The organism is Thalassovita aquimarina (genome assembly GCF_018219815.1).
Taxonomy (GTDB): domain Bacteria; phylum Pseudomonadota; class Alphaproteobacteria; order Rhodobacterales; family Rhodobacteraceae; genus Thalassobius; species Thalassobius aquimarinus.
In genome coordinates this window covers 38,103-61,254 of sequence record NZ_JADMKU010000020.1, presented here as the reverse complement: position 1 = coordinate 61,254, position 23,152 = coordinate 38,103, and the positions used below count along the sequence as shown (strand labels likewise).

Annotated in this window: 19 protein-coding genes; 8 read left to right on the top strand and 11 right to left on the bottom strand. The window is 63.9% G+C overall.

Going from position 1 to position 23,152, the window contains the following annotated elements:
* Positions 1 to 7: 7 nt before the first annotated feature.
* From IT775_RS17630 to IT775_RS17615, 4 genes are all read right to left on the bottom strand, one after another.
* A complete protein-coding gene (locus tag IT775_RS17630) occupies positions 8 to 922 on the bottom strand; it encodes an esterase-like activity of phytase family protein (protein ID WP_212702554.1) in 915 nt (304 codons plus the stop codon).
* Positions 895 to 1,824 (bottom strand): penicillin-insensitive murein endopeptidase, encoded by a 930-nt coding sequence (gene mepA, locus IT775_RS17625; protein ID WP_212702553.1) that lies wholly within the window; start codon positions 1,822 to 1,824, stop codon positions 895 to 897. The genes IT775_RS17630 and mepA overlap by 28 nt, the downstream gene beginning before the upstream one ends.
* The gene (locus tag IT775_RS17620) at positions 1,797 to 3,179 is read right to left on the bottom strand and encodes an MFS transporter (protein ID WP_212702552.1); all 1,383 of its coding nucleotides are present in this window, start codon (positions 3,177 to 3,179) and stop codon (positions 1,797 to 1,799) included. The genes mepA and IT775_RS17620 overlap by 28 nt, the downstream gene beginning before the upstream one ends.
* Before the next feature lie 64 nt (positions 3,180 to 3,243).
* Positions 3,244 to 3,780, bottom strand: a complete 537-nt coding sequence (locus IT775_RS17615) for an acyl-CoA thioesterase (RefSeq protein ID WP_212702551.1) — start codon at positions 3,778 to 3,780, stop codon at positions 3,244 to 3,246.
* 133 nt (positions 3,781 to 3,913) lie between these two features.
* Between IT775_RS17615 and IT775_RS17610 the strand changes: the two genes are divergently transcribed.
* The 5 genes from IT775_RS17610 to pbpC all read left to right on the top strand — a co-directional run bounded on the left by IT775_RS17610 (position 3,914) and on the right by pbpC (position 14,780).
* A complete protein-coding gene (locus IT775_RS17610; RefSeq protein ID WP_212702550.1) occupies positions 3,914 to 4,198 on the top strand; it encodes a YggT family protein in 285 nt (94 codons plus the stop codon).
* Between the two features lie 116 nt (positions 4,199 to 4,314).
* Positions 4,315 to 6,354: a DNA helicase RecQ gene (gene recQ, locus IT775_RS17605; RefSeq protein ID WP_212702549.1), complete on the top strand. Its 2,040-nt coding sequence runs from the start codon at positions 4,315 to 4,317 to the stop codon at positions 6,352 to 6,354.
* Positions 6,355 to 6,387: 33 nt separating this feature from the next.
* A complete protein-coding gene (gene yaaA, locus IT775_RS17600; protein WP_212702548.1) occupies positions 6,388 to 7,167 on the top strand; it encodes a peroxide stress protein YaaA in 780 nt (259 codons plus the stop codon).
* 147 nt (positions 7,168 to 7,314) lie between these two features.
* Positions 7,315 to 12,750: an alpha-2-macroglobulin family protein gene (locus tag IT775_RS17595; RefSeq protein ID WP_212702547.1), complete on the top strand. Its 5,436-nt coding sequence runs from the start codon at positions 7,315 to 7,317 to the stop codon at positions 12,748 to 12,750.
* Positions 12,747 to 14,780, top strand: a complete 2,034-nt coding sequence (gene pbpC / locus IT775_RS17590) for a penicillin-binding protein 1C (RefSeq protein WP_212702546.1) — start codon at positions 12,747 to 12,749, stop codon at positions 14,778 to 14,780. Before IT775_RS17595 ends, pbpC begins: the two co-directional genes overlap by 4 nt.
* On the opposite strand, the gene rsmD is transcribed toward pbpC, so the two are convergent.
* Together rsmD and IT775_RS17580 are read right to left on the bottom strand one after the other, a co-directional pair.
* Positions 14,781 to 15,338, bottom strand: coding sequence for a 16S rRNA (guanine(966)-N(2))-methyltransferase RsmD (gene rsmD / locus IT775_RS17585; protein ID WP_212702545.1), 558 nt, complete (start codon positions 15,336 to 15,338; stop codon positions 14,781 to 14,783). It lies immediately after the preceding gene.
* Entirely contained in the window at positions 15,335 to 16,546 is a 1,212-nt protein-coding gene (locus tag IT775_RS17580) for an NAD(P)/FAD-dependent oxidoreductase (protein ID WP_212702544.1), read from the bottom strand. The genes rsmD and IT775_RS17580 overlap by 4 nt, the downstream gene beginning before the upstream one ends.
* Positions 16,547 to 16,639: 93 nt before the next feature.
* Here IT775_RS17580 and IT775_RS17575 point away from each other — a divergent pair, with 93 nt between their 5' ends.
* The 3 genes from IT775_RS17575 (at position 16,640) to IT775_RS17565 (ending at position 19,400) form a co-directional block, all read left to right on the top strand.
* Entirely contained in the window at positions 16,640 to 17,125 is a 486-nt protein-coding gene (locus IT775_RS17575; RefSeq protein WP_212702543.1) for a peroxiredoxin, read from the top strand.
* Positions 17,126 to 17,374: 249 nt separating this feature from the next.
* Entirely contained in the window at positions 17,375 to 18,454 is a 1,080-nt protein-coding gene (locus tag IT775_RS17570; protein ID WP_212702542.1) for a hypothetical protein, read from the top strand.
* A gap of 160 nt (positions 18,455 to 18,614) precedes the next feature.
* The gene (locus IT775_RS17565; protein WP_212702541.1) at positions 18,615 to 19,400 is read left to right on the top strand and encodes an EF-hand domain-containing protein; all 786 of its coding nucleotides are present in this window, start codon (positions 18,615 to 18,617) and stop codon (positions 19,398 to 19,400) included.
* A gap of 78 nt (positions 19,401 to 19,478) precedes the next feature.
* Here IT775_RS17565 and IT775_RS17560 read toward each other — a convergent pair whose 3' ends face one another.
* From IT775_RS17560 to IT775_RS17540, 5 genes are read right to left on the bottom strand one after another with little or no spacing between them, the layout of a single operon-like run.
* On the bottom strand, positions 19,479 to 20,324 hold the full coding sequence (locus IT775_RS17560; RefSeq protein WP_212702540.1) for a mechanosensitive ion channel family protein: 846 nt from the start codon (positions 20,322 to 20,324) through the stop codon (positions 19,479 to 19,481).
* Positions 20,321 to 20,617, bottom strand: a complete 297-nt coding sequence (locus IT775_RS17555) for a 4a-hydroxytetrahydrobiopterin dehydratase (protein WP_212702539.1) — start codon at positions 20,615 to 20,617, stop codon at positions 20,321 to 20,323. The genes IT775_RS17560 and IT775_RS17555 overlap by 4 nt, the downstream gene beginning before the upstream one ends.
* On the bottom strand, positions 20,614 to 21,801 hold the full coding sequence (locus IT775_RS17550; protein WP_212702538.1) for a GNAT family N-acetyltransferase: 1,188 nt from the start codon (positions 21,799 to 21,801) through the stop codon (positions 20,614 to 20,616). The genes IT775_RS17555 and IT775_RS17550 overlap by 4 nt, the downstream gene beginning before the upstream one ends.
* A 49-nt stretch (positions 21,802 to 21,850) precedes the next feature.
* Entirely contained in the window at positions 21,851 to 22,618 is a 768-nt protein-coding gene (locus IT775_RS17545; protein WP_212702537.1) for a glycerophosphodiester phosphodiesterase family protein, read from the bottom strand.
* Positions 22,615 to 23,079 carry a RidA family protein gene (locus IT775_RS17540; RefSeq protein WP_212702536.1) on the bottom strand — a complete coding sequence of 155 codons (465 nt, stop codon included), beginning with the start codon at positions 23,077 to 23,079 and terminating at the stop codon, positions 22,615 to 22,617. The genes IT775_RS17545 and IT775_RS17540 overlap by 4 nt, the downstream gene beginning before the upstream one ends.
* Positions 23,080 to 23,152 lie beyond the last annotated feature (73 nt).

The following is a 23,152-nucleotide window of genomic DNA, read 5'->3' as shown; positions in this document are numbered from 1 at the left end:
GCGGCCTCTAATGGCTAAGTGACGCTTTGGCAAGCGTTTCCGCAAGGGCGTATTCCACGATCTCGGTGCGCTGGAAGAACTTGAAATTGTCGTCCGACACCATTGTCAGGCGGATATAGCCGGCCCCGTCGCGCCAGACCGACAGCCCTTCGAGGTTGTCATGCTGACCGAGCGAGGAGGTGAACAGAACTTCGCCTTTTGGGGCGAAATCCGCCAGATCGAAGCGCCGCACCCGGCTGCGAAATCCGATGCCGCCGAAGTTCCGTTCCAGCAGGTAGAACTTTCCGTCCGGGCCGAAATCGGCGCCGACGGGGGCGAAGCGTTCCGAGGGGGTGATGCGCTGAACGATCTGCCATTCGGTCCCGTCGTAGCGGTAAAGCGGCAGGCCGCCGGCGCGGGTCAGCGGCGCTTCGGGCACGGCGTAAAGATGTCCCCGATCATCGATGGCCAACGCTTCGAGAGCGGCATTGCCGGGCATGTCCTTGAAATCGGGATGGCCCGGCAGCCGGGTCGCCGGGCCTTGCGGATCGGAGTAGGCCCAGACCTTGGCCCCGGCTTCGAAGCTGACAAAAAGCCGGCCGTCGCTGCGCAAGGCCAAGCCTTCGGAATCGCGGCGCCAGCCGGTCAGCCGGGTACCGTCGGGTTTGAGCAGGAAATTCGATCCGGTCAGGGTCACGCCCGTCACGGTGCCGTTTTCGCGTTGCAGTTGGCCCTGCAAAAGCAGGGTCCGGTCTGTCACGGCGATGAAATTTTTACCGTCAGCGTCCAGTTCCAGTGCCGAGATGCCGCCGAATCCTTCCAGCGCTTCGTTCCAGCCATAGGCAGACAGCAGGCGCGCCTTTTCCTGCGGCCGGGCGCTGCCCGATACGGTCAGGCCAAAGGCGGCGAGCGCCGCTATTGCGATTGCAAGACGGATACGCATTGGTTCGGCAGATCGGCCATGGTTAGTTCACGGCGCGGTTTCGGCGGCGGTGCGTCGGGATCGGGCGGCTTGGGATGCAGGATGTCGTAAACCCAGTCCTCTGCCGCATCGCAGCCGTCACCGGGCGGTGGCGGTGGCTGGTTCACGCAGCCGCGCGCGCCCTTGGGGCAATTCAGCCGGACATGGAAATGGTAATGATGCCCCCACCACGGCCGGATTTTCCGCAGCCAGGCGCGATCGCCCTTTTCGTCCTTGCACATCTGCACCTTGGCGCCGGGGAAGACGAAGATGCGGGCGACGCGCGGATCGCTGGCGGCGGCTTTGAGGATCTCGTGATGCTGGCGGGTCCAGTTTTCGTTCACATAGGCGCCCTTGGCGCGCCGCATCGAGATCGAGGACATGTTTTCGCGTTCCGTCGCGCTCAGGTCCAGCCGGTCGGCCGGGCGCATCCAGATGTCGATATCCATGCCGATCTGGTGGCTGCGATGCCCGGTCAGCATCGGTCCGCCGCGCGGCTGGCTGATATCGCCGATGTAAAGCCCGCTCCATCCCGGTTGCTTGGCCGCCTTGGCCGACAGGTCGCGGATGAAATCGACGGTTTCCGGATAGCCCCAGTTGCGGTTGCGGCTGAGCCGCATTGCCTGCCATGTCGGGCCGGTTCCGGGCAGTTGCGTGCCGCCGGCAAGGCAGCCCTTGGCATAGCTGCCGTGCGGCTGGGCCTGTTGCGCCGATCCGTGTTCATGGCCCCCGAACAGCTGCTTGGCGGGCACCCCGATCATCGCCTTTGGAATCGCCTGCTGGGTCGAAAAGGCAGGGCGCGCGCCGTCGGTCTGCGGGCCGCTGGAATCGCAGCCCGCCAGGATCAGCGAAAGCGCTACGAGGCTGAGGAGTTTTCTTGCCATGCCTTCGGGTCTCCTTCGGGTTTGACCCAGCGTAGCAAGATCAGCCCGATAAGGAAAAGCGCGATCAGCGGAGAAACGCCCAATTGCTGGTTTTGGCTGATCGTGGAAGCCACCCCTATCAGCATTGGAGCCAGGAACGACGTCGCCTTGCCCGCCAGCGCGTAGAGGCCGAAGCTTTCGACCATCTTATGCGGGTTGCCCTGGCGCACCATCATCGTGCGGCTGGCCGACTGGATTATGCCGCCTGCCGCGCCGATCGCCGCACCCAGCAGATAAAACACGATATCGGGCAGTTTCGATTCCGCCCCGACCGGGATGCCATAGACACTGTCGCGCGACACGAAAACGATGGAGATGGCGACGAAGGTCAATACCAGGATGCAGGCGGTGATCACCGGCTTGGGGCCGAAGCGTTCATCCGCGTGACCGCCGAGCCAGGCAAAGATCGCCCCGGCGATGATGGCGATGATGCCGAAGATGCCGATGTCTTGTACGGTCCAGCCCAGTACGCCCTCGGCGTAGATGCCGCCGAACACATACATCCCGTTCAGCGCGTCACGGTAGAACATCGACGAGGTGAGATAAGCGAAAAGAGACGGCGTGCGCGGCAGCCGGGACACGGTGTGCACGACTTCCTTCAGTGCTTGCTTCACCGCGCCCTTGGGGGCACCGGTGGGTTTCGGATCGCGCACCCACAGGAAGAAGGGGATCATGAATACCGCGAACCAGATCGCGGTTAGCGGGCCGACGAAGCGGGTGCCTTCGCGCATTTCGGCATCCAGCCCGAAGATGGGCGACAAGCCGACGAAGGTTTTGCCGGTCGCCGCGCTTTCGGCGAAGAACGCCAGCATCAGGATCAAAGCGAGCAGCCCGCCGACATAGCCGAAGGCCCAGCCATTGCCGGAAATCCGGCCGATTTCTTCCTTGGTGCCCAAGTCGGGCAGCATCGAGTTGGTGAAGATGGTGGCGAATTCCATTCCGATCAGGCCGATCGCGAACAGGATCAGTATCGGGACCAGGTTGAAATGATCCGGCGCCGCCGTCCACAGGCCCACAGCCCCGACGACATACATGGCTGAGAACAGCCAGATCCAGCGCAGCCGGTTGCCCGATGTGTCTGCCATCGCACCAAGGATGGGTGCCAGAATCGCGATCACCACCCCCGCCGCGCCGATGCCGAAGCCCCAATAGGCTTGGGCCTGTGCATTGGCCGCTTCTTCCTGAAACCCTTGCAACACGAGCGCGTCGCTGACGACTTCCGAGAAGTAGGGCCCAAAAATAAATGTCAGAAGCAGCGTGTTATAGGGCTGGCTGGCCCAATCGAAAAAGAACCAACCCCAAATACGTTTGCGCATCCCTGTCCCCAAATCTTTTATCTCTTGCAACGTGTTATGACAGGCGAATTGTCGCTGAGGCAAGTCAATCCTGAATTGGGGGCCAGGGGCGTGCGTTTTCGGCATCAATCCATTTCAGAACCCATTCGGGCAGTTCCATCGCGGCGGTTTCGGCGGCCAGGGCGCGGCGCACCCGGTCGGTGCCGACGATACCGTTCGCATCGGTGATCGCGGCACGGTAGACGACGTGGTTGGCACAGTCGCCGTTCTTCTTCCACATCGATTGGTCGATATAGAGAAACTTGTCGTCCCAGCCCAGGGCGCGCGAGCGCATTTCGAACGTTTCGAAAACGCGGATGCGACGGCGGTAGCGCACGCAGGATCCGGCCATGGTCATGCCCCAGCCTTCGCGCTTCAGCGTGGCAATCAGCCCGACCCGCTTCGCCAGCAACAGCCGCCCCAGATCGAACAGCGTCAGGGTGCGGCCGTTGTTCAGTTCCATGAACGGGTCAAGGTCCCAGGGCAGGCACATATGCCGCGATACATGGGTGCCGTCATAGGGCAGCGCCGGTGCGTTGCGGTATTTGACGAACTCCTTGACCAGCCGGACCATCGGAAACATTGCGAGCTCCTTTTCAAAACCGTGTTTCTCTGTCGCCGGGCCGGGACAGGGTCAACAGAAACCCCGCGTCAAAGCTTGCGTCTTGGCACCCCGGCGCTTACCTGTTGAGCGACCCAAGAGAGAGGTGCCGCAGATGATTTCGCTGATCCAGATCCTGATGCTTGTGCTGGATGTCGTTTGGTTTTTCGTGATCGCGCATGTGATCATGAGCTGGCTGATCAGTTTCCAGGTGCTGAACCTGCATCAGCAGTTCGTCGCCCAGATCTGGTACGGGCTGAACCGGCTGCTGGAACCGCTCTATTCGCAGATCCGCAAGATCCTGCCGCCGATGGGGGGGATCGATCTTGCGCCGTTGGTGGTTCTGCTGGGCATCATCGCGATCCGCATCGTGGTTCAGAACAACTTCGGGGTTTACTGATCCCTATCTGACAATCCTGTTCCCAAGCCTCGTGCGCTGCCGCCGGGGCTTGTTTACCGATTCTTAGTGTGGGACAACTCCTGTAAGAGCAGAAACAAACAATCTTACAGGTCCTCATGCCAAGCGCTGCCACGCTTCTGAGCGATGTTTTCGGTTACGATGCCTTCCGCCCCGGGCAGGAAGAGGTGGTCGAGGCTGTCGCGGCGGGCCGCAACGTTCTCGCCATCATGCCGACGGGCGGCGGCAAATCCCTGTGTTTCCAATTGCCCGCGCTGATGCGCGACGGCGTCACGGTGGTCATCTCGCCACTGATCGCGCTGATGCGCGATCAGGTGCGCGGCCTGCGCGAAGCGGGAGTCGAAGCGGGCGCGCTGACCAGCGGCAACACCCAGGAAGAAACCGATGCGGTGTGGCAGGCGCTGGAGGAAAAGCGGCTGAAACTGCTGTACATCGCGCCGGAACGGCTGGGCGCGGGATCGGCGTTGAACATGTTGCGGCGGATCGGGGTCAGCCTGATCGCGGTGGACGAAGCCCATTGCGTCAGCCAGTGGGGCCACGATTTCCGCCCCGATTACTTGCGCATCGGAGAATTGCGGCAGGCGCTGGACGTGCCCTTGGCGGCCTTCACCGCCACGGCGGATGCCGAAACCCAGGCCGAGATCGTCACCCGACTGTTCGACGGGCAGCAACCCGACACCTTCCTGCGCGGCTTCGACCGGCCCAATATCCATCTGGCCTTCGCCGCCAAGAACAATCCCCGCCGCCAGATCCTGAGCTTCGCGAGCGCCCGCAAGGGGCAGTCCGGCATCGTCTATTGCGGCACGCGGGCCAAGACCGAAACCCTGGCCAAGGCGCTGCGGGATGAGGGTCACGCGGCCTGCCATTACCACGGCGGGATGGAGGCAGAGGATCGCCGCCAGACCGAACAGCGCTTCCAGCAGGAAGACGGGCTGATCGTGGTCGCTACAGTCGCCTTCGGCATGGGTGTGGACAAGCCCGATATCCGCTGGGTTGCCCATGCCGACCTGCCGAAATCGATCGAGGCCTATTATCAGGAAATCGGCCGCGCCGGGCGCGACGGGGCGCCGGCGGAAACCCTGACCCTGTTCGGCGCCGACGACATCCGCCTACGCCGCGCCCAGATCGACGAGGGGTTGGCGCCGCCCGAACGGCGCATGGCCGATCATGCGCGGCTGAACGCGCTGCTGGGCCTTGCCGAGGCGCTGAAATGCCGCCGCGAAACCCTGCTGGGCTATTTCGGTGAAACCGAGGTCACTTGCGGCAAATGCGACCTGTGCGATAGCCCGCCCGAGGTCTTCGACGGCACCCAGCCGGTGCGCATGGCGCTGTCGGCGATCCTGCGCACCGGGGAATGGTTTGGCGCGGGGCACCTGATCGAGATTCTACTGGGCAACGAAAACGACCGCATCCGGGCCAAGGGGCATAACGAATTGCCGACCTTCGGGGTCGGCAAGGAATACAGCCGCCCGCAATGGCAGGCGATTTTCCGGCAGATGATGGGCCATGACCTGATCCGCCCCGATCCCGAACGCCACGGCGCCTTGCGGATGACCGACACCGCCCTGCCGATCCTGCGCGGCGAGGACACGATCATGCTGCGCAAGGACACCATCGTTTCCGCGCAGCGTCGCCCGGCGGTCAAGGCATTGGTCAGCGACGAAGACGCGCCGCTGCTGTCTGCGCTCAAGGCCAAGCGCCGCGCCCTGGCCGAGGCTGCAAGGGTGCCGGCCTACGTGATCTTCAACGACCGCACCCTGATCGAAATGGCCGAAACCCGGCCCGCGACGCTCGACGACATGGCGCGGATCAGCGGCGTGGGGGCGAAGAAGCTGGAACGCTACGGCGCCGATTTCCTGTCCGTGATCACCGGCGCGGCCGAGGAAATGCATCCCACCCGCCGCAAACTGGCCGGCCGCGATGCCGGGGCAGTCTATGATCGTCTGCTGGAAGTTCAGGCCGATCTGGCGCGCGGCACCGACGGGTCGGAAAAACCGCTGAGCTGTTCGGCGTCGCTCTTGGCCAAGGTGGCGCAGCTGCGGCCGGGCGATGCAGGTACGATGACGCGTCTGCTGGGCGAAAAACGGGCCGACCGTTTTGCCACCGCCTTTCTGGACGTCCTGCGCGAAGCAGGTTAGAAACGTTCTAAACAACATTTCTGAGGACCCGTCATGCTGATCGTCGTTTCCCCGGCCAAGAAGATTGACACCACCCCGGTTGAGGGCATTACCCCCACCCAGCCGCAATTCGCGGATCGGGCCGAGGAACTGGCAGGCGTGGCGCGCGACCTGTCGGTCGATGACCTGATGAAGCTGATGCATATCAGCGAAAAGCTGGGCAAGCTGAACGCCGAGAGGTTCCGCGATTTCGGCGAGATGGAGGCCAAGCCCGCCGCGCTGGCCTTTGCCGGGGACACCTATGTCGGGCTGGAAGCGGGAACGCTGGAAGACGACGAAATGGCTTGGGCGCAGGATCATTTCCGCATCCTGTCGGGGCTTTACGGCCTGCTGCGGCCGTTGGATGAAATTCAGCCCTACCGTCTGGAAATGGGCAGCCGCCTGCAGAACCCGAAGGGCAAGAACCTCTATGAATACTGGGGCGGCGACATCGCCGAGGCGCTGAACGCGCAGGCGGCTGACATCGGCACCGATACGCTGATCAACTGTGCCAGCCAGGAATATTTCGGCGCGGTGGATTTGAACGCGCTGAAGCTGCGGGTGATCACCCCGGTCTTCATGGAAGAAAAGGCGGGCGTGCCGAAAATCGTCAGCTTCTACGCCAAGCGCGCCCGCGGCGCGATGGCCCGTTTCATCATCCAGCGCCGGTTGATCGATCCCGAAGCGATCCGCGATTTCGACACCGGCGGCTATCGCTTCAATCCCGACCTGAGCGAAGGCGACCGCTGGGTCTTCCTGCGCAGCGCTGAAGCAGCACAGGCCAACGCGGCCTGATCCTGGTCGCGGCTCCGTAAGGGCGACCCGCGCCTTTGATCAGTTTGCCCTGCTACGGGGTGTCCCGGATACCGGGCGGTTTCCCTTGCAGAATCTTCGATCCGCATGCCAGCATCGCGGCAATTGATTTAAGCAGGAGCCGCTTTCATGCGACGCGTTCTTTCAGCGCTTTTTGCCGCCTTTTGTCTGACCTCTCCGGGTGCCGCCGAAAATGCTGTGCCGCAGCGGCACTACGTTCTGACCCGCGATGTCGATTTCTACGGTTCCGATCTGCAGGCGCTGTTCGATACCGATTACAATGCGTGCGAACGGGCCTGCCTGGTGGATCCGAGTTGCAAGGCCTTCACCTTCAACGAAAAATCGAACGCCTGTTTCCCGAAATCCGATATCACGGACCGGCAGCCCTACGAAGGGGCGTGGTCGGCGGAAATCATCGAAACCCCGGCAGAGCTGCTTGATGCCGCAGCGGCGCGCGCCGCGGCTGCGCCCTTCCTGGGCCCCGGCGACATTAACGAGGCGCATGGTCAGGCGCAGCGGATTGGCTGGACCCATCCATCGGGGCAATATTCGGTCGAGGCGCTTCTGAACGCTGCACAGGAACGCCGCCAGCAGAAGGACTGGATCAACGCGATGCGCTGGATGGGCGGGGCGGTATCGCATACCGATCAGGCCGACCAGTGGCTGGAATATGCCCGCCTGTCGCTGTTGGCCGCCGAGGCCAGCAAGAACAACAAGAACCGCTATCGCAACCGCGCGCTGACGGCGGCGATCAACGCCTATCTGCGCGCCGGTTCCCCGGCGCTTGCCGCCAACAGCCTGCAGCTGATGGCCGACGCGTTCGAAGCCAACGGGCGCGGCCGCGACATGATCCCGGCCCTGCGGCTGGCGCTGGACAAGCAACCGAACTGGGTTGAATTGAGCGATGCGCTCGATGACGCCATCGGAAAATACGGATTTCGCATCACCGAAAATCTGGCCGAAAGCGACAGTGCCGACCCGCGCATCTGTGCCGAGTTTTCCGAGGCGTTGGTCAAGACCGGCGTCGATTACGCGCCCTTCGTCAAGCTGCCCGCCACGGACATGGCGGTGACGGTCAGCGGCAACCGGCTGTGCGTCGACGGGTTGGATCACGGCCAACGCTACAGCCTGACCTTCCGCGAAGGGCTGCCCGCGGCGAGCGGCGAAACTATGGCCAAGGATGTCACCATCACCCAATATGTGCGCGATCGCAGCGCCTCGGTCCGGTTCTCGGGCCGCGCCTACGTGCTACCGAAATCGCCCGATGCGGCGCTGCCGGTGGAAACGGTGAATGTCGATACGCTGGACCTGACGCTGCGCCAGGTCAGCGACCGCAACATGCTGCGGGTGTTCCAGTCGCATTATTTCGGGCGGCCGCTGAATTACTGGGAAGAAACCGATTTCAGCGCCCAGATCGGCGAACAGGTTTGGGCCGGCAAAGGCGAGGTGCAGAATGAGCTGAACCGCGACATGACCACCCGCTTGCCGCTGGGCGATATCATCGCCGACCTGCCCGCCGGGATCTACGCGCTGTCGGCCGAGGTGCCCGGCGCCGATCCCTATGAGGACCCGCTGGCGACGCAATGGTTCGTGCTGTCCGATCTGGGCGTCACCACGCTGAGCGGCGTGGACGGGCTGCATGTCTTCGTGCGCGGGCTGGGCGATGCCGAACCCGTGGCCGGGGCCAAGGCCACGCTGATTTCGCAATCGAACCGGGTGCTGGGCGAGGTTCAGACCGATGCCGAGGGTTACGCGCATTTCGACGCCGGGCTGACAAGGGGGCTGGGGGCGGCGGTGCCCGCGCTGCTGACCGTGGCGCAGGGGGATCGGGACCTGACCTTCCTGTCGCTGAAGGACCCGGCGTTCGACCTGTCGGATCGTGGGGTGGAGGGCCGCGAACCCAGCCCGCCGATCGATATGTTCCTGACCACCGATCGCGGCGCCTATCGCGCGGGCGAAACCATCCACGCCACCGTTCTGACCCGCGATGGCAAGGCGGCGGCGATCGGCGGTTTGCCGATCACCGCGATCCTGACCCGGCCCGACGGGGTGGAATACGCCCGATCGCTGTCGGCGCAGGACAAGGCGGGCGGCCATGTCTTTGCCTTCGCTCTGGGCGACAGCGTGCCGCGCGGGTCGTGGCGGCTGGATATCAAGGCCGACGTGGATCAACCGGCGCTGGCCAGCCAGACCGTTCTGGTCGAGGATTTCCTGCCCGAGCGGATCGATTTCACCCTGTCGCTGCCCGAACATGACCTCCGCCCCGGCGACCAGCCGCCCCTGACGGTTGAGGCGAAATACCTCTTCGGCGCGCCCGCGGGCGGGTTGTCGGTCGACGGCTCGGTGGTTTTGTCCGAGGCAGAGGAACTGAAAGGCTATCCCGGCTACCGCTACGGGCGGCAGGATGATGGGTTTTACAAACGCACCGAATTCTTCGGCGGCGGCGAAACCGACGATCAGGGCGTTGCGGTGATGCCCTTGCCGCTGCCCGTGATAGAGGATGCCGACCGGCCGCTGACGGCCGAAGTGCGGGTCAGCGTCGCCGAAGGATCGGGCCGCCCGGTCGAACGGCGGCTGACGCGCGACCTTGCCCCGGCGAAACCGATCATCGGCATCAAGCAGATGTTCGACGGCGTCGTGCCCGAGGGCGGCGAGGCGCAATTGCAGGTGATCGCGCTTGGCCCCGATTTGAGCCAGATCGACATGCCGGTGCGCTGGACCCTGAACCGGGTCACCCACCGTTACCAGTGGTATCAGCAATGGGGCAGTTGGAACTGGGAACCGATCACCACTCGCAAACCCATCGCCAGCGGCGAGGCGATGCTGGGCACCGATCCGCTGAAGGTCAGCGTGCCGGTCGAATGGGGCAATTACGAATTGGTGGTGGAACGGCAGGGCGGCGAATACGTATCGGCCAGCAGTTCTTTCTATGCCGGCTGGTACGCACCCGCCGATGTCAGCACCACGCCCGATACGCTGGAACTGTCGCTGGATAAACCGTCCTATCGCAGTGGTGAGGTCGCGCAATTGCGGCTGGTGCCGCGCTATGCGGGCAAGGCCTTGGTCACGGTGATGTCGAACCGGGTGATCGCAATGAAGGCGGTCGAGGTCAGCGAGGGCGAAAACCTGATCCCGCTCGACGTGACCGATGACTGGGGCGCGGGGGCCTATGTGACGGCTTCGGTGATCCGGCCGATGGATGTTAGCGCCGGGCGTAATCCGGCGCGGTCGCTGGGGCTGAGCCATGCCAAGGTCGATCCCGGCGACAAGCAGTTGCAGGTGCGCCTTGATGCCCCGGCGGAGGCCGATCCGCGCGGGACGCTTGCCGCGTCGGTGCAGGTCGAAGGTGTGAAGGAGGGCGAAACCGCCTATGTCACCGTCGCGGCGGTCGATGTGGGCATCCTGAACCTGACCGGTTTCCAGAGCCCCGATCCTTCCGGCCACTATTTCGGTCAGCGCCGGTTGGGCGTGGAAATTCGCGACCTCTACGGCCGGCTGATCGACGGGATGAACGGCGCAATGGGGCAGGTGCGTTCGGGTGGCGATGCCGGCATGGGCGCCGGGTTCCAGTCGCCGCCGCCGACCGAGGAACTGGTCGCCTATTTCACCGGCCCGGTTGAGGTCGGGGCGGATGGCAGGGCCGAGGTCGGCTTCGACCTGCCCGCCTTCAACGGCACGGTGCGGCTGATGGCGGTGGCCTGGTCGCAAACCGGCGTGGGTGAGGCCGAGGCGGATGTGCTGGTGCGCGACCCGGTGGTGGTCACCGCCAGCCTGCCGCGCTTCCTGTCGCCGGGCGATCAAAGCCGGTTGCTGCTGGAAATCGTCCATGCCACCGGCCCGGCGGGGCGGATGGGGCTGGACGTGACCGCCGATGGCGTGACGCTCGATCCCGCGTCGGTGCCGTCTGGCGTGACGCTGGCCGAGAAGGGCAAGGAAGTGCTGAGCTTGCCGGTGACGGCGGGCGAGGTTGGCGATCATTCGATCCGGGTGGCGCTGACGACGCCGGAGGGCCGCCAGCTGGTCAAGGACCTGACCATCGGGGTGCGCAATAACGATCCGGCGGTGTCGCTGACGCAGCGCTTCACGCTCGACGCGGGCAAGACCTTTCTGCTGGACGACGAGGTCTTTACCGGGCTTCGCCCCGGCAGCGGATCGGCGGTGGTGACAGCGGGGCCCTTGGCCAAGCTGAACGCGCCGGCGCTTCTGGCATCGCTCGACCGCTATCCCTATGGCTGCACCGAACAGGTGACCAGCCAGGCGATGCCGCTGCTGTATCTCAGCCAGCTGAGCGAATCCCTGGGGCTTGGGGGGCGTGACCGCATCCGCAAGCGGGTCGATCAGGCGGTGGAAAAGGTGCTGACGCGCCAATCCAGCAACGGCGCCTTCGGGCTGTGGCGGGCCGGGTCGGGCGATTTCTGGCTCGATGCCTATGTGTCCGATTTCCTCAGCCGGGCGCGGGCCGAAGGGATCGCGGTTCCCGACACCGCCTTCCGCATGGCGTTGGACAATCTGCGCAACCGGGTGAACTACAACCCCGACTTCGACGAAGGCGGCGGTGACCTGGCCTATGCGCTGATGGTGCTGGCGCGCGAAGGGGCGGCGGCGATGGGTGACCTGCGTTACTATGCCGACGTCAAGGGCGATGCCTTCACCACGCCGCTGGCGGCGGCGCAGCTGGGCGCGGCGCTGGCGTCTTACGGCGATCAGACCCGGGCCGATGCGATGTTCGGCCGTGCCGCCCGCATGCTGCGGACCCTGCCGGGTGAGGACAAACCGGTGCTGCGGGCCGATTACGGCACCAACCTGCGCGATGCCGCCGGGGTGTTGTCGCTGGCGGTCGAAGCCGGCAGCGCGGCCGTTGACCGCGATGCACTTGTGCAGCGCATCGGTGCCGCGGGGCGGGTGATGTCGACGCAGGAAGCGTCCTGGTCGCTGCTGGCGGCCAAGGCGCTGGTGCTGGACCCGTCGCTTTCCGGGCTGGAAATCGATGGCAGGCCGGTCGACGGTCCTTTCGCCCGCATGGTGGCCGACCGCGTTGGCGCGCAGCCGATAGCGATCCGCAACGTGTCGGGTTCGGCGACGCCGATCACCCTGACCACCACCGGCGTTCCCGAAGGCGGCGTGGATCAGGGCGGATACGGGTTCCGGATCGACCGCAGCTATTACACCACCGAGGGCGAGCCGGTGACCCGGGATCAGATTCGTACCGGCATGCGGCTGGTCGCGGTTCTGAAGGCGACCCCGTTCGAGGATGGCGGTGCGCGTCTGATGATCAACGACCCGCTGCCGGCGGGGTTCGAGATCGATAATCCCAACCTGCTGCGGCAGGGCGATATCCGGGCGCTCGATTGGCTCGACCCGGCCGAAACCGAACACAGCGAATTCCGCGCCGACCGGTTCCTTGCCGCCGTGGACCAATCCGGCAAGGACCCGATCGAGCTGGCCTATATCGTGCGGGCGATTTCGCCGGGCGCATTCCATCATCCGGCGGCCACGGTCGAAGACATGTACCGCCCGCAATACCGCGCCAATACCGCATCGGGCCGGGTGCGGATCGCGGAATGAAACGGCTCTGGCCGGTCCTGCTGGTCGCCCTGCTGCTGGGCGGGGGGGCCTTGCGCGACGGGTTCGACCGCTGGGTGGACCGGACCGAGCTGCCGCCGCTGATCGTCGACACCTCGGCCGAGGCGCGTGATCGCAATGGCGTGTTGCTGCGCGCCTATACGGTGGCGGATGGTCTGTGGCGGCTTCTGGTGGCGCGCGATGGGGTCGATGATGGCTATATCGCGATGCTACTGGCCTATGAGGACAAGCGGTTCTGGCGTCATCATGGCATCGATCCTTGGGCGCTGGTGCGGGCCGGGGGACAAGCGCTGTGGAACGGCCGGATCGTGTCGGGCGGATCAACGCTGACGATGCAGGTGGCGCGGCTGCTGGAGGATGGCAGCACCGGGTCGTGGGCGGGCAAGCTGCGGCAGATGCGGGTGGCCTTGGCGCTGGAACGGCGGGTCAGCAAGGATGCGATCCTGGACCTCTACCTGCAGCTGGCGCCGTTCGGCGGCAATATCGAAGGGGTGCGGGCGGCATCGCTGAGCTATTTCGGCAAGGAACCGGGGCGGCTGACCCCGGCGGAGGCGGCGTTGCTGGTGGCGCTGCCGCAATCGCCAGAGGCGCGCCGCCCGGACCGGCACCCGCAAGCGGCCGAGGCCGCGCGGGGCCGGGTGTTGGCGCGGATGCAGGAGGCGGGGGTCTTGAGGGCCGGGGACGTTGCCGCGGCCGCCTATGACCCGGTGCCTCGGACGCGTCGCGCCTTCCCGGCGCTGGCCGCCCATGCAGCGGATCACGCGCGCTCCTTGCAACCGGATCGCGGACGGATCGACCTGACGCTGGAGGCCGGGTTGCAGGCGGGGCTGGAGGAATTGGCGGAACTGTCTCTGCACGGCAAATCCGAGCGTCTGTCCATCGCGATCCTGGTCGCCGATCATCGCAGCGGGGAGGTTCTGGCCTCGGTCGGGTCGCGCCGGTTTGCGCAGGGGCGCGGACAGGGATTTGTCGACATGACACACGCGCTCCGGTCGCCGGGATCGACGCTGAAACCGCTGGTCTATGCGATGGGATTCGATCAGGGCCTGATCCATCCCGAAACCCTGATCAACGACCGACCGGTCGCTTTCGGGGCCTACGCACCGCGGAATTTCGACGGGCGTTTCCGGGGGCAAATCAAGGTGTCGACGGCGTTGCGGGAATCGCTGAACATTCCCGTCGTGCTGCTGACCGAGGAAATCGGGCCGGGCCGGTTGATGGCGGCGCTGCGGCGGTCGGGGGTCGCGCCGGTGATCCCGGGTGGCAAGCCTGGACTGGCGGTGGCGCTTGGCGGGGTCGGGATCACCCTGCGCGATCTGGTGCAGCTTTATGCGGGGCTGGCCAATGGCGGACAGGCGGTGCGATTGCACATGACCGGGGGCGCGGAGCCGGGGGAACGGATCGTCAGCCGCTCCGCCGCCTGGCAAGTCGGGCATATCCTGTCGGGGCTCGTCCCGCCCGACGGCGCGCCGCGCAACCATCTGGCCTACAAGACCGGGACGTCTTATGGCCATCGCGATGCCTGGGCGGTGGGGTTCGACGGGTCGCATGTGATCGGGGTCTGGATCGGGCGGCCTGACGGGACGCCCGTGCCGGGCGCCTTTGGCGGCGATCTGGCGGCCCCGGTGCTGTTCAAGGCGTTCCAGCGGCTGAAGCCGGAGCTTGATCCCTTGCCGCCGCCGCCGCCCGAGACGCTGATCGTGTCCACGGCGGAACTGCCGCAGCCGTTACAGCGGTTTCGCGGTCGCCACGCGGTGTTCGAACCCGAACCGGACACGCCGAAACTGGCCTTTCCCCCGAACGGGGCGCGGCTGTCGCTGGATGGGGGCGGATTGGTTCTGAAACTGCGTGACGGGGTGCCTCCGTTCACGATTCTGGCGAATGGCGAACCGGTGCTGACCGGATATCACCGGCGGCAGGCCGATCTGGGCCCCGTCGGCAAAGGCTTCGTCAGCCTCTCAGTGATCGATGCGAAGGGACGGTCGGACCGGGTTGATCTGCAGCTCGAATGATCAGGCTTCCAGCAGCGTGATCGTGGTGTCGCCGTATCTGCGCGCGTCGAGATGGGTCAGGCCCTCGGGCACGGTGATGGCGGCTCTTTCTTCCCAGACGATGAGCGCGCCCTCGGCGATCCAGTTGCCCCGCAGCGCGGCCGCCAGTGCGATTTCACCCAAGCCCTTGCCATAGGGAGGGTCGAGGAAGATCAGGTCGTAGGGATCGCCGGGATTTTCCGGCAGCTTGCGGGCATCGCGTCGTATCATCTTGGTCTGCACCTGTGCCTCGCAGATCTTGATGTTCTGCTTAATCAGGCTGCCCGCCTTGTTGCCGTCATCGACAAAGGTGACATGGGCCGCGCCGCGTGACAGCGCCTCCAACCCCAACGCGCCGGTGCCGGCGAACAGGTCCAGAACGCGGGCGTCGGTGATCGGGTCACCGAACCGCCCGCCCATCAGCATGTTGAACAGGCTTTCGCGGGTGCGGTCCGTGGTCGGGCGCAGATGCGCGCCGGGATCGCCCTTGCCGACCGAGGCCAGCGCGCGGCCCTTGAAGGCGCCGGCGACGATCCTCATGCCTTCATCAACGCTTTCATGTCGGTTTCCGGGTCAGCCACTAGATCGGGGGCAGGCGATTTGCCCCCGTCGATCAGTCGCTTGCCGACCATGTAGGCGCGCGGGTCGTTGGCAGCATCCACAGCCAGCAATTCGTCGCCCCTGTAATACCAGAAGGACACCGATCCGTCCTTGTCGCCGGCCCGCGTGATCACCCGGTCGTACCCGGCGTTGAGCCCGGCGATCTGCAGTTTCACATCGTACTGGTCGGACCAGAACCACGGTTTGGGCACATAGGTCTTGCCCGCGCCCATGATGTTTTCGGCGATGCATTCGGCCTGATCGATGGCGTTGGGCACAGATTCCAGGCGGATGCGGCCGCCCTTGTACGGGAAGGAGGCGCAATCGCCCGCCGCCCAGATATGCGGGTCGCTGGTCTGGCCCAGTTTGTTCACCTTGATGCCGTTGTCGATCTCAATGCCCGCCGCCTCGGCCAGTGCGGTGGCCGGGGTGATGCCGACACCGACAATGACGAAATCGACGTCCAGCGTGCTGCCGTCCGACAATTTCGCGCCCGCGACGCGGCCCTCGCCGGTCAGGGTTTCAAGGCCGACACCTTCAAGGATATTCACCCCGTGCGATTGATGCAGGGTGCGGAAGTAATCCGAGGTTTCCGGCGAGGCGACCCGCTGCAGGATACGGTCGGCCATTTCCACCAGCGTGACCTGCAGCCCCTTCTTGGCCGCCACCGCCGCTGCTTCCAGCCCGATATAGCCGCCGCCGACGATCAGCACCTTCGCACCGTCGCGGAATTCCGGCGCCATGGCATCGACATCCTTCAGGTCGCGCACCACGTAAACGCCCTCCAGCTCCCCGCCGATCGCGGCGGGCAGGCGCCGCGGCACCGACCCGGTGGTCAGCACCAGTTCGTCATAGGGAATGGATTCGCCGCCAGCGATCACCACCTTGTCGGCGCGGTCGATCGCCTGCACCGTTTCGTCCAGATGCAGGGTGATGTCGTTTTCGCCGTAGAAGCTTTCGGGCCGCAGGAACAGCCGTTCCAGCTCCATTTCGCCCAGCAGGTATTTCTTTGAAAGCGGCGGGCGCTGATAGGGGGGGACGTGTTCTTCGCCGATCAGGGTCACGAGGCCGGTGAAGCCTTCATTGCGCAACTTGGCGACAAGGGATGATCCGGCCTGTCCGGCGCCGATCACTACGACCTTTTTCATTATTGGTCCTCCCGGGAAAATTTTGCTGGCTGGCGTTGATCCGAACCCTATATGAGCCCTTACAGGAAACGCAATCAGGGACGTTAATTGACGATGACAATTTCAGTAGACGACCACCTGCCCGAGGCCGTTTTGTCGCTCATGGGCGACGAAGGACCCGAAACCGTATCGCTGTCGGACAAGACCAAGGGACGCAAAGTGGTGATCTTCGCGGTGCCGGCGGCCTTTTCGACCACCTGCCAGACGGCGCATATGCCCGGCTTCATTCGGACCAAGGATCAATTCACGGCGAAAGGGGTGGATGAAATCATCTGCGTCGCGGTGAACGACCTGTTCGTGGTGAAGGAATGGGATAAGGTCACCGGCGCGGGCGAGGCCGGGATCACGCTGCTGGCCGATGCCGACGGGTCCTTTACCAAGGCGATCGGGATGGAATTCGACGTTCCGACCCTGGGTTTCTTCAGCCGCTCGAAACGCTACGCGATGCTGGTCGAGGACGGCGTGGTGACGCTGTTCCAGCCCGAACAGACGCGCGGTTGCGAAACCTCCAGCGCCGAAGCCCTGCTGGCCGCCATGTAAACGCCTGTGCCCGCAAACCGGGTTTTCCCGGTTTGCGGGTCGATCCCCGTTCGGAACGGGTATCTGTCGCATGTGTGCGGTTCTTCAATTTAAGATTAAATCTGAAAACATTTAACTCCCCCATAGGTAGACTTTGAGGGCATTTCCGCTAATCTGAAATCTCTTTCAAGACCGTTTCAGGCCTTGGGCCTGGCTGTCATCAGCACTGGCAGAGGTCGTTATGCCATTATTTGCAAAGGGAATTTTCAGATGACCTTCATGTCCAGGATCGCATCACTCTCTCTTGGCGCGGCGCTGATGGTGCCGACAGTTATCCAGGCCCAGGACTGGCTGACCATGTCGGATGCGGACTTCGCGACCACCTATGTCGATCAGGCCTTCGGCGGCACGCCGGAACAACGCTATGAAATCGCCTGGATGCTGTTCGCCCGGGTGAACCAGCAAATCGAAAGCGAGGGCCATACCGTTTCCGTGTGGGAAACATGGCCCAGCGATCCGGATACGTTCCAACCCGCGCCGAAATTCATGCTGGGACAAAAAAATCGGGTGGAACCGGATTTCGTGATCAACAAGGGCATACGGACCGAAATGATCGACACCAAGGATGTCGGCGTCGGAAAGGAAGAAGTGACCCGCAACATGCTCGGATACGACTATGTCGTTGGCAACGGGTTGAACACCGCCGCCGGGGTGACGGCCTACCTCACGTCCGGGAACATGGTGCAGATGCCGATCGGGGCGGTCGAGATCAAGGCGCGTTGGGAGGCCGCAAACACGCCTGAAACCGAAGGCGCCTACCAGTTCTATGACGGAAAGTATGCGCTGACCGGGCTGCACGTCATGGTCAAGATGAAAGAAACCCCGAAAGAGGTCTATACCTCGCCCGATCCCAGCTGGTTCTGGACCACCTTCGAGTTCGACAAGAATCCGGGCCTTGCCCATGCGCGCAGCCTGATCGATCAGCCGCATGACAGCGCCACGACGGCACGGGCGACCATTCTGCAGCAGGCCGGGCTGGGCGGGTCGGCGTTCGAAATGTATTCGCCGAACGGCACCCAGATCACCTTTGAAGAAGATGGTCAGTTCAAGGTGTTGGGCCATACCATGATGGAAGACTTCGCCGGCGTGCCGCAGGGGCCGGTCGTCGATTGGACGTCGTGGAATTCTTCCTGCCATGCCTGTCATGCCACCGCGTCCTGGAACGTCGAGACGAGCACCGGCAACCCGATGCCGGAACCGGTGGGCAACCTGACCGCGAAGGAATTGGCGGATCTGAAGGGCTACACGCCGCTCGATTTCATGTGGCCAATTGCATTCAACGCCAAGTGACAACCTGAACCTGTGCGGCAAGAAGGGGGCGGGAGCCCCCTTTTTTTACTTGGCCGCAGGGGGTTACGGAATTGGTCGGCGCTTGGTCTAAACATGTGTAGCGGCATGACCGTTAGCCTGACTCGTAAGGTAATGCGGTGAGGGTTTCACAATGAATGTAATGTCAGCATCCCACGGACATCCGGTGATGCGCGCGGCGCAATATCAGGGCGCTGATAGTGGTGGCAAGGCCGCTGCGGCGTCTCTTGGTGAACAGGTCGCTACACGGTTCGATCAGAACGAAGACGGCGGCGTGTCCGCCGACGAACTTCAGGGGACACGGCTGGGCCGGAAGATGAGCGTCGACGCGTTCTCCAAGATCGACGGCGATGGCGACGGAAAGCTGACCGCGGAGGAATTCGATTCCGCCGTCGAACAGGCCGGTCTGCCCGGTCGTCGCGTGGGCTGGACGCGTCACCCGCACGGGCTGCATCCCGGCGGCACGAATGCTGTGTTGAACCGTATCGAAGCGACACAGGGCGGCACCGCCGAAACGCCCGCCGAGGATACGGCCACACCGGTCGACGGTTCTGACGGGGCGGCTGGCGCCGCAAGCACCGAAGCGATCGGAACGGATGCCGCCGAACCCTCCGAGATCGTGGCGGAGACCGCGTTGGAAGAGGGCACGGAAAGCTTGGCGGAGGCGAATGCGGCCGATGCTGCGGACGCCGCCGCTGCGGTTGACGAAGCCGTTTCCGGCGCCCTGATGGACCAGGCTGCGACTGCAGATGTGATCGAAACCGTTACTGCGCCGGAAGAACCGGACGCGAGCACCGAGGTGATCGAAGACTTGGGAAGCACGGATCAATCCGCTGCGGTCGAGACCGCATCGGCAAGCGAGATGACGAATACGCTCGCGCTGAACGCCTACGCGAAAACGAACGAGCTTATCGCGGAAGCGGCCTGAAGTCACAAAACGGCGCCCCGGTGGTGATCCGGGGCGCCGTTTCAACGGTGTGCGTGACACCCGGTCCTGCCGGGTGCATCAGGATTGAATGACCGTGCGGGTGGGGAAGGGAATGTCGATCCCCGCTTCGTCAAGCGCTTCTTTCACCTTGCGCTTCATATCCGCCTGGTAGGCGAAATAGTCAGAGGACTGCACCCAGGTCCGGGCCAGGAAATCGACCGAGAAATCGCCGAGGTTGTTGACCTGCAGGAACGGTTCGGGATCGGTCAGCGACCGGGGATCGGCCATCAGCGTGTTGCGAATGGTTTCTTCGGCCAGCTTCAGATCGGCATCGTAGGCGACACCGAACACCCATTCGGCGCGGCGGGTGTCGTAGACAGAATAATTGGTGATCGTGTTGCCCCAGACATTGGCGTTGGGGATGATCGTCTGCACGTTATCGGTGCTGGCCAGCTCTGTATAGTTCAGGGATATGTTCTTGACCGTGCCCATCTGTCCGCCCACCTCCACGAAATCGCCCAGCTTGATCGGGCGGAACAGCACGATCATCACCCCGGCGGCGACGTTCGACAAGGTGCCCTGCAGCGCCAGACCGACGGCAAGACCGGCGGCACCGATCACCGCCACGATCGAGGTGGTCTGCACCCCGAACGTGTTCAGCACGAACAGAATGGCAAAGCCCATGATCGCGTAGCGGACTAGGTTGCCAAGGAAATTGAACAGGGTGTCGTCCAGATCCTTGTATTTCTGACCCAGATGGATCAGCCGACGCCGCGCCCATCCCGACAGGATGCCGCCCAGGACAAGGATCGCGATGGCGGCCAGAACCGACCCGGCGATGGAAGCGAGGAAGTCGATGGTCAGAAGAGCGCCGAGGGTCTGGCCGTTCCAGACCTCGACATTCATGATTTCGGAAAGGGTCATTCTGCGAGTTGATCCATTTTGCGTGCGAGTTTCGCGTCAAGCGCGCTGAGCCCGCCGACGTCGTGGGTGGATAACGTCACCTGCACCACCTTGTAAACATTCGTCCATTCCGGGTGATGATCCCACTTTTCCGCCCAGAGCGCAGTGCGGGTCATGAAGGCGAAAGCGGCGGTGAAATCGTCGAAGGTGTAGGTCTTGGCGATCGCGTCGCGCCCTTCGACCATTTCCCATCCGGATTTGAACAGCGGCTCCAGCATGGTCTTGCGGCCGGTATCGCTCAGCAATTCGGTCATTCCTGTTCCTCCCCTGATGACTTTCGAAACGGGCCATAGGCGGTAAGGATCTCGATATCCTCGGCCACCGCGGCCCGTTCGGCCTGCAGATATTGCCCGACCGCTTTGGCAAAGCCGGGATCGGCGAACCAATGCAGCGAATGGGTGGTCGCCGGCAGATAGCCGCGCGCCAGCTTGTGTTCGCCCTGTGCCCCCGCCTCGACCCGTTGCAAACCGGTGTCGATGGCGAACTCGATGGCGCGATAATAGCACGCTTCGAAATGAAGGCAGGGATGATCTTCGATACAGCCCCAATATCGGCCGTACAGCGTGTCGGCCCCGATGAAATTCAGCGCCCCGGCAATCGGTAATCCGTTGCGTTCGGCGATCACCAGCAGGACATCGTCGCGCATGGTGTCGTGGATCAGGTCGAAAAAGGTTCGGGTCAGGTAGGGCGTGCCCCATTTGCGCGACCCGGTGTCCTGATAGAAGGTCCAGAACGCATCCCAGTGCTGCGGTTCGATCGCGTCGCCGGTCAGCATCCGGATGTCGCCGCCGAAACCATTGGCGGTGCGGCGTTCCTTGCGGATCGTCTTGCGCTTGCGCGAACTGAGCGAGGCGAGGAAATCGTCGAACGTTTCGTATGCGTGGTTGACCCAGTGGAATTGCTGGCTGGTGCGGTGCATCAGCCCCATCCGTTCGCCCGCCAATGCCTCGGCCTCGGTACAGAAGGTGACGTGCAGCGACGACAGCCCGTTGTCCGAGGCAATCTGCACCGCGCCCTGAACCAGCGCGCTCATCCCCACCGCGTCGAAACCGGGGCGGGTCAGGAACCGGCGTCCGGTGGCCGGGGTGAAGGGCGCCGCGATTTGCAGTTTCGGATAATAACGCCCGCCGGCCTGTTCATAGGCATGGGCCCAGTTGTGATCGAAGATATATTCGCCCTGGCTGTGCGACTTGGCGTAAAGCGGCGCGCAGGCGATGACCTGTTCGTCGGACCGGACGACGAGGTATTGCGGCTGCCAGCCGGTGCCGGGGCCGACCGAACCGCTGTCTTCCAGCGCCTTGAGGAAACGATAGGTGGTGAACGGGTCTTTCGCCCGCCTGCCATGGGCGGCCTCGGGGCAGGCGCACCCATCCCAGTCGGCCGGATCGATCTGATCCAGCGACCCAATCAGTTGAATTTCCACCTTTTGATCGTTCATTTCCCGGCCCCTCGCGCCCGATCACTATCTGGGGCTTGGACCATTCGGATCAACCCGGGATTTCCGCAAGATACCCTTCGAAGGTTATGTTATGTGCTATTTTTCGCGCTTCGGCCTCGGCTTCAGGCGACCGGATCGTCCAGCACAGAACGCCCGCCCCGCGCCGTTTCAGGTCGGCCACACGGGGACGGTCCAGGTCATCGGCCTCGTGGCTGATGAAACAGCAATCCAACGCGTCGTAATCGGGGATTTCGCGCAGCCGGTCGCGGGTGCCGTTGGGCAGCAGAAGCCAATCTTCGGGCCGATAGGCCGATGTGGTCAGCCCGCGCGGGATGTCCGGGCAAAGCCCGGCCATCTTCTGCACCGAATTGGGATTGAACGACATCAGCGCAACCGGGCCTTCATAGTCCTGCAGCGCGGCAGCCGTGGCCTCTTCCAGCTTGCCGATATTGGCGCCCATCTGCCCGTCCTGATCCTTGATTTCGATCAGCAGGGGGGCTTTGCCCGCGACCTGATCCAGTACCTGCGCCAGCGTTGGCACCGTGTTGGACCCGCCCAGCAGCGGGATCTGGTTCAGTACGGCAGCGCTGCGCCGCTGGATCGGGCCTTTTTCGCCGGTCAGGCGTTCCAGATCATAGTCATGAAACACCATCGCCTGCCCGTCGGCGGACAATTGCAGGTCAATCTCGATCCCGTATCCGGCATCGATCGCCGCGCGGATCGCCGCCGGGGAATTTTCCGGCCGGCCCTGCTCAATATCGTGCAGCGCCCGATGGGCGATCGGGCGTTGCAGGAAAATATCGGGTAACCGGGTCATTTGATCTGGAAAATCGCCTCGATTTCCACCGCGACGCCCAAGGGCAGGGCGGCGGCCGACACCGCCGAGCGCGAATGGCGGCCGATATCGCCAAGGGCCTCGACGAGGAAATCGGAACATCCGTTAACGACCTGCGGCTGTTCGGTGAAATCGGCGGTCGAATTGACGAAGCCGGTCAGCTTGACCACCCGCACCAGTCGGTCCAGATCGCCGCCGCAGGCCGCCTTGCACTGTGCCAGCAGCGCGATGGCGCAGGTCTTGGCGGCGGCGGTGCCGTCCGCGGTGGTCATGTCGTCGCCCAGTTTGCCGGTGATCAGCCCGTCGGGACCGTTGGAGATCTGACCCGAAACGAAGACCAGATCGCCGACCTGCACGAAGGGCACGTAGTTGGCCGCGGGGGCCGGGGCTTCGGGCAGGGTGACGCCAAGTTCGGCAAGGCGGGTTTCGATTTGTACGGTCATGATCTTTCTCCTGTCAGGGAATTTCTGGCGGCGACGCTAACGCCCTGCGCGGCGAATGCAACGCCAAACCGAA

What these genes read in the sequence shown, in the direction of transcription:
- IT775_RS17630 (WP_212702554.1), bottom strand. Translation starts at nt 922, where the DNA reads ATGCGTATCCGTCTTGCAATCGCAATAGCGGCGCTCGCCGCCTTTGGC.
- mepA (WP_212702553.1), bottom strand. Translation starts at nt 1,824, where the DNA reads ATGGCAAGAAAACTCCTCAGCCTCGTAGCGCTTTCGCTGATCCTGGCG.
- IT775_RS17620 (WP_212702552.1), bottom strand. Translation starts at nt 3,179, where the DNA reads ATGCGCAAACGTATTTGGGGTTGGTTCTTTTTCGATTGGGCCAGCCAG.
- IT775_RS17615 (WP_212702551.1), bottom strand. Translation starts at nt 3,780, where the DNA reads ATGTTTCCGATGGTCCGGCTGGTCAAGGAGTTCGTCAAATACCGCAAC.
- IT775_RS17610 (WP_212702550.1), top strand. Translation starts at nt 3,914, where the DNA reads ATGATTTCGCTGATCCAGATCCTGATGCTTGTGCTGGATGTCGTTTGG.
- recQ (WP_212702549.1), top strand. Translation starts at nt 4,315, where the DNA reads ATGCCAAGCGCTGCCACGCTTCTGAGCGATGTTTTCGGTTACGATGCC.
- yaaA (WP_212702548.1), top strand. Translation starts at nt 6,388, where the DNA reads ATGCTGATCGTCGTTTCCCCGGCCAAGAAGATTGACACCACCCCGGTT.
- IT775_RS17595 (WP_212702547.1), top strand. Translation starts at nt 7,315, where the DNA reads ATGCGACGCGTTCTTTCAGCGCTTTTTGCCGCCTTTTGTCTGACCTCT.
- pbpC (WP_212702546.1), top strand. Translation starts at nt 12,747, where the DNA reads ATGAAACGGCTCTGGCCGGTCCTGCTGGTCGCCCTGCTGCTGGGCGGG.
- rsmD (WP_212702545.1), bottom strand. Translation starts at nt 15,338, where the DNA reads ATGAGGATCGTCGCCGGCGCCTTCAAGGGCCGCGCGCTGGCCTCGGTC.
- IT775_RS17580 (WP_212702544.1), bottom strand. Translation starts at nt 16,546, where the DNA reads ATGAAAAAGGTCGTAGTGATCGGCGCCGGACAGGCCGGATCATCCCTT.
- IT775_RS17575 (WP_212702543.1), top strand. Translation starts at nt 16,640, where the DNA reads ATGACAATTTCAGTAGACGACCACCTGCCCGAGGCCGTTTTGTCGCTC.
- IT775_RS17570 (WP_212702542.1), top strand. Translation starts at nt 17,375, where the DNA reads ATGACCTTCATGTCCAGGATCGCATCACTCTCTCTTGGCGCGGCGCTG.
- IT775_RS17565 (WP_212702541.1), top strand. Translation starts at nt 18,615, where the DNA reads ATGTCAGCATCCCACGGACATCCGGTGATGCGCGCGGCGCAATATCAG.
- IT775_RS17560 (WP_212702540.1), bottom strand. Translation starts at nt 20,324, where the DNA reads ATGACCCTTTCCGAAATCATGAATGTCGAGGTCTGGAACGGCCAGACC.
- IT775_RS17555 (WP_212702539.1), bottom strand. Translation starts at nt 20,617, where the DNA reads ATGACCGAATTGCTGAGCGATACCGGCCGCAAGACCATGCTGGAGCCG.
- IT775_RS17550 (WP_212702538.1), bottom strand. Translation starts at nt 21,801, where the DNA reads ATGAACGATCAAAAGGTGGAAATTCAACTGATTGGGTCGCTGGATCAG.
- IT775_RS17545 (WP_212702537.1), bottom strand. Translation starts at nt 22,618, where the DNA reads ATGACCCGGTTACCCGATATTTTCCTGCAACGCCCGATCGCCCATCGG.
- IT775_RS17540 (WP_212702536.1), bottom strand. Translation starts at nt 23,079, where the DNA reads ATGACCGTACAAATCGAAACCCGCCTTGCCGAACTTGGCGTCACCCTG.